Source organism: Desulfobacter sp. UBA2225 (assembly GCF_002348205.1).
Lineage (GTDB): Bacteria > Desulfobacterota > Desulfobacteria > Desulfobacterales > Desulfobacteraceae > Desulfobacter > Desulfobacter postgatei.
Window position 1 is genome coordinate 1 of sequence record NZ_DDYV01000140.1, and the last position, 6,516, is coordinate 6,516.

The window sequence follows — 6,516 nt, forward strand, 5'->3', positions numbered from 1 at the left end:
TTGCGGTGAAATGTCAACAGAACCTGGATCTTTTTTTTAAAAACAAGGCGCTTATTCGATTCGTATACCCAAGAATTTCCTGTTCCATCTGTTCCATTTCTTTAGCGTTGCGAACCAAGCGATTCGGATCTTCTTCCAGCTCTTTCAGGCAAGCATAGACTTCATCAACAGTATTGCAATCTTCAGCTTTTTTCATCAGCACAATCCATTTTTTGATCGTTTCAGTTTAGAAGGAAATACCATACTTTTTGCGCTAAAAGATAGGCTTTCTTAAAACCGGGAAAATGGGAATGCGCCCATGTCCTGATCTGAATATCGCAAGCCAAGGCGATACTCTCATCGATGCAAAGGAAAACCTTCTAAAGACCCTTCAGTTGTTTTTTGAGAGAGCCTCTCCTGAAGAAATCGAGAAGTGCCTTCATGGTGCAATTTACATAACCCAGATTAAGGAAGATCCTAAAAACTAAAAAAAGTCATATATAAACCATCGATTAAATATGACCCTTTTATAGGGCTGGAAATAACAGCCCTTAAAATGCATTTTAAACTAATTGTCAATAAATATCAGAATGATAGGTGATGTGATGATGAGTATTTGGAAAACTGGCACAAAGATTGCTTTTATAATAAATAATGTGCGGTTTAATACCATTAATATTTTCTTAAACGGCATTACAATATGTTGATGATGCATCGATCACCGCCCTAGTCAAGACAGTTTTGCCATGTCATCGCTCAACCAGCGCTCTCAACACCACTGTTGAGACGAAAGAAGGCGTGGTAACGTTGGTGGGCAAAGCCAAGAACGCAGCTGGAAAGGACTTGGCCACTAAACTCGTGAGTGACGTTCACGGTGTAAAGAAGGTGGTCAACAACATGACTGTTAAGTGAATCGTGTCCTGGACCGACCAAGGCAGCCGGCTTGATGTCGACTGTTTCCATAAAGAACCGTCTGGAGTCTGTTAATTTGGGGGGCACATTATTTTAAAAAGGAGTTCAATTGGCACAATAATATTCGTAATTTTGATGCTGGCACTATTGGGAATAATCCCGGTCTGGCCACATAGCCGGTCGTGGGGGTATTGACCCAGCGGCGGGGTCGGGTTTTTAGTGGTTATTTTTTTGATTCTGTTCTTATTGGGCAAAATATAACCACCATTTAACTTAAAAAATAGGAGAAAGACTATGAAATCAAGCACAAAAGACAACGCAGAAGGCAAAACGCGCCAAGTAAAAGGCAAGATCAAGGAGACTGTTGGAAAAGTGGTCGGGAATGACGACTTGAAAGCCGAGGGGAAAGACGAAAATCTGCATGGAAAAGTCCAGGAAAAACTCGGCAAGGTCGAGAAAGTTGTGGGTAAGTAAGGGATGCATGGGAACTTTCAGACGATGAGAATGCTATGCGAAGCGAAAACCATTGAGGCTGTCGGTGGCGAAAATAAACCCAATCAACCAAACTAAAGGAGTAAGATATGAAGGAAACGAGCGAAAAATCAGTGGCGATGTACGGTGTCGTTTCGGCATCGAAAATTATCGGTGAAACGGTAGTCAATCGCCAGAGTGAGAATGTGGGCAAGATTGACGAACTGGTGATCGACGCCAAAAAGAACCGTATCATGTATGTGGTGCTCTCCTTCGGCGGCTTCATGGGCATGGGTAACAAGCTGTTCGCCATGCCATGGGAAGCCTTCGAGTTTTCCGTAACCGAGAACAAACTGATTCTCAACGTGGACAAGGAGAAGCTAAAAGCCGCTCCCGGGTTTGAGAAGGGTGACGAATGGCCAGATTTTAAAGACAAACTCTGGGGAGAGGGCATCTACACCTACTACAACTACACTCCTCCCTGGAAATAATAGGATCGACGATTCGGGGCGCTTGTCAAACATACCCAGTGGACTGTTAAGCGCCCTTGCAGTTTTTAGGTTGTAAATGAAAACAGCGGAGGGCTGTTTAAGACGCTCCAACGCAAATGGACCGACAGGAGGGCAGAATGAGCTGGGTCGGACGAAAGTCAGTGACGGTTGTAGGTGCAGTTCTCTTACTTGGAGTTACCCAAACACCTGGATGAGCTGCTTGAAGAGATTAGGGCAAAGGAACAACTGCCAAGGTCGGCTTTTACGGCGGATAAGATCGTAAAATATGCCTCCTTATTTCTCCTTTGGAACAAACAATCTGACCCAGACCGCCTTTGGAAGTTTCTGAGATGACGCCGAAGCAGGATTTCTTGTGCACTATATGGAATCGAGGATTTTTCCGGCTATCTATTCTGGATAGGGTTACAAGAATGTATAAAACCATGCTCCCCGACAAGATGTTTTATATCGCTACGTCAAGAATACTTTGAAAATTTGAATGGATTGAAAACCGCGTGTTTTTAAAGTTTAAGCGACAACTTGTTTGACATTTACCGATCTTGTCGGATTGGCAGGATTGACAAGAAAAATGAGCTACCCATATCTCAATGCCGTTGACTTAAGAAACCCTGTGTACAATTTAAGCGTCAATTCCGTTCCTTAACAAAATTTTATCCTCTATTGCTGCTAATATTTTCAGCAATGACGGGGATATTCTGTCTGGTAAACTCATCATTTGCGCTTAAGTCAACGGCATTGACCCCTATCTTGCATCGATATTACAGGCAAGAAGGATATTGGGTCAGTAAACAGACATTTTAACAGAAAGAAAGGAGTAATTATGAAAAAATGGCATTGTACCTCTTGTGACTACATATACGATCCCGCAGAAGGAGATGAGAAAGGCGGCATCAAGCCGGGAACCTCTTTTGAAGACCTGCCCGAGGACTGGGTCTGCCCCACTTGTGGAGCTGCCAAGGCTGAATTTGAAAAAGTCGCATAAATAATAATGATATCCGTCTGAAGCATTGGATGAGATTGAAACAATGCATTGACGAAACCGACAAACAACCCTAAAAAAGAGATAAAAAAATGGACACACCCAAATTATACAGTCTGCCCAAGCTTGAATACGATTATAATGCGCTTGCACCGATCATATCGGAAGACCTGTTAAAGCTCCATCATGACAAGCACCACGCAGCTTACGTGAATGGGGCGAACGCCATCCTTCAGAAAATGGACAAGGCCAGGGCCGACGGTATCGATTTTGATACAAAGGCGACGTTTAAGGACCTATCGTTTCACATCGGGGGGCATCTGCTCCACTCACTGTTCTGGCAGAACCTCGCCCCCCAGGATAAAGACGGGGGCGGGAACCCCTCAAAAACAATCGCAAAAGTAATCGAAGAGGAATACGGCTCAGTTGACCGGTTCAAAAAAATATTTTCCCAGGCCGCAGTAAGCGTCGAGGGGTCGGGCTGGGCAGCCCTCACCTTTTGCAAGAAGACGAACAGGCCCATCATCATGCAGGTCGAAAAACACAACACCAATGTTTACCCCATGTTCAGAATTCTGATGGTTCTGGATGTCTGGGAGCACGCCTATTATCTTGACTACAAAAACGACAGGGCCAAATTTGTTGAGGCGTTCTGGACCATCGTGGATTGGACCGAGGTCAATAAACGGCTTGAAGACCTTTTGAACGGATAGCGGATAATATCAAGATTATGAAGGAAGCCCCCGCCACTTGAATGGGAGTGCCCGGAATATTGAAATCCCAAACCCTTAACCAAGGGTCGTATATGACCCTTGGTTAAGGAAAACCTTTATTTAATGGCTCCCCATGACAGCCACACCAAGGCTATTTTAATAAATTATTCTTAAAATTCAAATAGGTAAATAAAAAGATACTAAACTATACCAACCTGGCATAATAATTGAAATATAGCAAATATAGGAAGTGAATACTGTGAAAAACTGTTTTCGTCTCCTAAAGATATATAACCCATCACTTAAAGACAGGAGAAAACACAATGAAAAAACCAATGTACCGTTTAGCGTTCATGACCGCCGTGGCATCTATGGTGTTTATCACCGTCCCGCTCTTTGCATCTTCTATGGATGACGGCATCGAATCATCAGCTAAAAAGACCCATGTGTTCAAGACCTACCTCAAGGACGATAATATTAAAATCAAGTCAAAAGACGGACTTGTCACCTTGACCGGGACTGTTCAGGAAGCATCCCATATATCATTGGCCGGGGAAACAGTTGCGGGTCTGCCCGGCGTTAAGGGTGTGGACAACAAGCTGGAAGAAAAAGGTGAAAACCGCCCTGCTGAAAAATCAGATGCATGGCTCATCACCAAAGTAAAAACCACCCTTTTATTTCATAGAAACGTCAGCGGCACCGGAACCGAGGTTCTCGCCGACCAGGGAACCGTCACTTTGCGTGGCGAAGCTTCCAGTATCGCCCAAAAGGACCTCACCACCGAATATGTCATGGATATTGAAGGTGTTGAAACTGTAAAAAATGAAATGACAGTGTCGGGTGCAGTCGCTGCAAAGCCGGATGGCAAAACAACTGCCAAAAAGACGGATACAGTGATCGAAGCCATTGATGATGCATCCATTACCGCCCTAGTAAAAACCTCATTGCTTTACCATCGCTCGACCAGTGCCGTCAACACCAAAGTCGAGACCAAAGATGGGGTGGTCACCCTGGAAGGCATAGCCAAGACTGCGGCCGGTAAGGATCTGGCCGGGAAATACGCGGGCGATATTAACGGCGTAAAGAGTGTCAACAACAATATGATCGTAGAGTAAGTCTGATCCGGTATCCATTGAGACGGAAACCCCACTCACCACCGAATATTTTTTGGCGGCGGATTTCCATCATAATTTAAAGAAGAGGATGAACCATGGCAATAGGCACAATTTTACTCATTTACTGGAACTGGTGGGAGTAATCCCTGCCTGGTCGCACAGCCGATCCTGGGGTTATGGACCCAGCGGAGGAATCGGGCATCGTGCTGGGCAAAATTTAGGTTAACAGCGATGCCCAATGACGAGGGTCCTACCCGCACAGATTCAGTCCCGGCAGGCAGTCCATTCCAAGGCAGAACCTACGTCACTTTTGATTTTATTCTATGTGATATTGGGGGTGGCGCTGTTTGCCTTCGTCCAGAAATTCTCGCTGCTTTCTCCAATTCTGCTGGTACTGCTGATTTGCCTTGCCGTCAATCCAATGATTTCCCAGATGCGGGCGTTGACGGAAGGCAGAAAGATACCGACTGGATTGGCCGAAGTCATGGCTTTGATGGGCTGGTCACTCTTCAGGCTGAGGTCAGCACTGAAATCGCCTGGTAAGACGGAGGGGCAGAGTAACCGAAAACCGTGTCTCGAATCATCCCCTCACCCTTACCTCTTGAAGAATCAACTCTCTTCGGTCCCTTTTGAACGGGATGTTTCAGGATCTGATCGGCCGTTTCGCGGCAGTGGCTTTTAACGGAGCCGAGATCCTGGTCGTTCTGGTAACGGTTTTGTTCGGAGTGGTGTTTATGCTCATGAATCCCCGCCCGGTTTTTGGGGCAATGCTTTATTTATTACCCGAGGAACACCATCATAAGGCTCGGATCACTTTGCAGCGCATTGAAAAATTCATTCCTGCCTGGGCCGGGGCAACAGAGTTGGGAATGCTGATGATCGTTTTCCAGATCATATATGATCATAAGATTAAATCCGACCCTGTTTTTATATGAAATTCTTGCCGACGTATTGCAATCAGAAGAGTTTCATAATTCGTTGTGGCCGGGAGCCAGATTCGCTCCGGCCGTGCCGGTTATATGGCAACTTATGACAGTTTCATAAGTGCTTATTTAAAATGATTAGGATTAAAAATCAAAAGGATAGATCATATAGCGCTGGTGTTGAAAGCCTGGTACAAAAATTGAATATATAAAGTTTACTCAGAAATCAAGCACAAAAGTCAATCGGCGCGAAGACTGCAAAGATTGAAATTGACGCGTACAGCAAATCACTAATAAAGAGGTGCAATATGAAGACTGAAGATACGACAGAGCTCCCCATTTACCTTGCCTTGAATATGTCTAAAGTTTTGAACAATAAAGAAAGTTTCGATCTGATGCACAAGGTGGGGCCCCGGGTATGTATCACCACTGCCGCACACCCGGGATTTGTCGGTTTTATGGCTAATATCCAAACAGGCATTTTGCCTCTTGCCGGTAGATATGGGGGAGGCAGTATCCACATGGAAGATGAATTAAACCCTGTCCGCAACTATCAGTATACCATGTGGAAACATTGGCAAGATCATGACGAGTTTCATGAACAGCAATTCAGTCGGATCTTTGAGCTATGTACCAGTTGCCTGGGGATGGTGGTAGAAGGACCTTGGGAGCCGGTTTACAGCGTTGTCAAAGCTAAGATGTCGCCTGTTCGATCCATGGCGCAAATCGCCGATCTTGGTAAAGATTTTATACAGCAAAAAGATTTTGTCCGTTTTGCCACCCCACAGCGCTGTGTTGCCATCGGAGAACATACGGTGGCTCCGGGAAGGGAAAAGGCATTTGAAGAAGGTGCAATCAAAACTATGGAAGCCTTGTCTGACTCAACCGGTTTTCTCGGGTACATGATTTTGA

General features: G+C 45.0%; 11 protein-coding genes and 1 pseudogene. 11 read left to right on the forward strand and 1 reads right to left on the reverse strand.

All coding sequences use genetic code 11. From position 1 onward, the window contains the following. Positions 1–13: 13 nt before the first annotated feature. On the reverse strand, positions 14–196 hold the full coding sequence (locus B3D59_RS07375) for a hypothetical protein (RefSeq protein WP_286818686.1): 183 nt from the start codon (positions 194–196) through the stop codon (positions 14–16). A 500-nt stretch (positions 197–696) separates the two neighbouring features. Here B3D59_RS07375 and B3D59_RS07380 point away from each other — a divergent pair, with 500 nt between their 5' ends. The 11 genes and pseudogenes from B3D59_RS07380 to B3D59_RS07420 all read left to right on the forward strand — a co-directional run. Next, a complete protein-coding gene (locus B3D59_RS07380; RefSeq protein ID WP_286818696.1) occupies positions 697–891 on the forward strand; it encodes a BON domain-containing protein in 195 nt (64 codons plus the stop codon). Positions 892–1,011: 120 nt separating this feature from the next. Further along, positions 1,012–1,086, forward strand: coding sequence for a DUF3309 family protein (locus B3D59_RS18550; RefSeq protein ID WP_422653200.1), 75 nt, complete (start codon positions 1,012–1,014; stop codon positions 1,084–1,086). Between the two features lie 99 nt (positions 1,087–1,185). Beyond that, the gene (locus B3D59_RS07385; protein WP_286818687.1) at positions 1,186–1,365 is read left to right on the forward strand and encodes a CsbD family protein; all 180 of its coding nucleotides are present in this window, start codon (positions 1,186–1,188) and stop codon (positions 1,363–1,365) included. Positions 1,366–1,472: 107 nt separating this feature from the next. Next, positions 1,473–1,853 carry a PRC-barrel domain-containing protein gene (locus B3D59_RS07390; RefSeq protein WP_286818688.1) on the forward strand — a complete coding sequence of 127 codons (381 nt, stop codon included), beginning with the start codon at positions 1,473–1,475 and terminating at the stop codon, positions 1,851–1,853. An 841-nt stretch (positions 1,854–2,694) separates the two neighbouring features. Further along, positions 2,695–2,856, forward strand: a complete 162-nt coding sequence (gene rd / locus B3D59_RS07395) for a rubredoxin (RefSeq protein ID WP_286818689.1) — start codon at positions 2,695–2,697, stop codon at positions 2,854–2,856. An 89-nt stretch (positions 2,857–2,945) separates the two neighbouring features. Then, a complete protein-coding gene (locus tag B3D59_RS07400) occupies positions 2,946–3,566 on the forward strand; it encodes a superoxide dismutase (protein ID WP_286818690.1) in 621 nt (206 codons plus the stop codon). Positions 3,567–3,889: 323 nt separating this feature from the next. Beyond that, complete coding sequence (locus tag B3D59_RS07405) at positions 3,890–4,681, forward strand: BON domain-containing protein (protein WP_286818691.1); 792 nt, start codon at positions 3,890–3,892, stop codon at positions 4,679–4,681. Between the two features lie 88 nt (positions 4,682–4,769). Then, positions 4,770–4,880 (forward strand): annotated as a pseudogene (locus B3D59_RS18305) (DUF3309 domain-containing protein); the annotation flags it as partial. A 32-nt stretch (positions 4,881–4,912) separates the two neighbouring features. After that, entirely contained in the window at positions 4,913–5,224 is a 312-nt protein-coding gene (locus tag B3D59_RS07410) for a hypothetical protein (RefSeq protein ID WP_286818692.1), read from the forward strand. A gap of 95 nt (positions 5,225–5,319) precedes the next feature. Further along, positions 5,320–5,616: a hypothetical protein gene (locus B3D59_RS07415; protein WP_286818693.1), complete on the forward strand. Its 297-nt coding sequence runs from the start codon at positions 5,320–5,322 to the stop codon at positions 5,614–5,616. A gap of 296 nt (positions 5,617–5,912) precedes the next feature. Beyond that, a partial coding sequence (locus B3D59_RS07420) for a sulfur oxygenase reductase family protein (RefSeq protein WP_286818695.1) occupies positions 5,913–6,516 on the forward strand: 604 nt, incomplete at its 3' end.

Bases quoted from the DNA above. Each gene is read 5' to 3' on its own strand.
- B3D59_RS07375 (WP_286818686.1), bottom strand. From the start codon at position 196: ATGAAAAAAGCTGAAGATTGCAATACTGTTGATGAAGTCTATGCTTGC.
- B3D59_RS07400 (WP_286818690.1), top strand. From the start codon at position 2,946: ATGGACACACCCAAATTATACAGTCTGCCCAAGCTTGAATACGATTAT.
- B3D59_RS07410 (WP_286818692.1), top strand. From the start codon at position 4,913: ATGCCCAATGACGAGGGTCCTACCCGCACAGATTCAGTCCCGGCAGGC.
- rd (WP_286818689.1), top strand. From the start codon at position 2,695: ATGAAAAAATGGCATTGTACCTCTTGTGACTACATATACGATCCCGCA.
- B3D59_RS07390 (WP_286818688.1), top strand. From the start codon at position 1,473: ATGAAGGAAACGAGCGAAAAATCAGTGGCGATGTACGGTGTCGTTTCG.
- B3D59_RS07405 (WP_286818691.1), top strand. From the start codon at position 3,890: ATGAAAAAACCAATGTACCGTTTAGCGTTCATGACCGCCGTGGCATCT.
- B3D59_RS07415 (WP_286818693.1), top strand. From the start codon at position 5,320: ATGTTTCAGGATCTGATCGGCCGTTTCGCGGCAGTGGCTTTTAACGGA.
- B3D59_RS07385 (WP_286818687.1), top strand. From the start codon at position 1,186: ATGAAATCAAGCACAAAAGACAACGCAGAAGGCAAAACGCGCCAAGTA.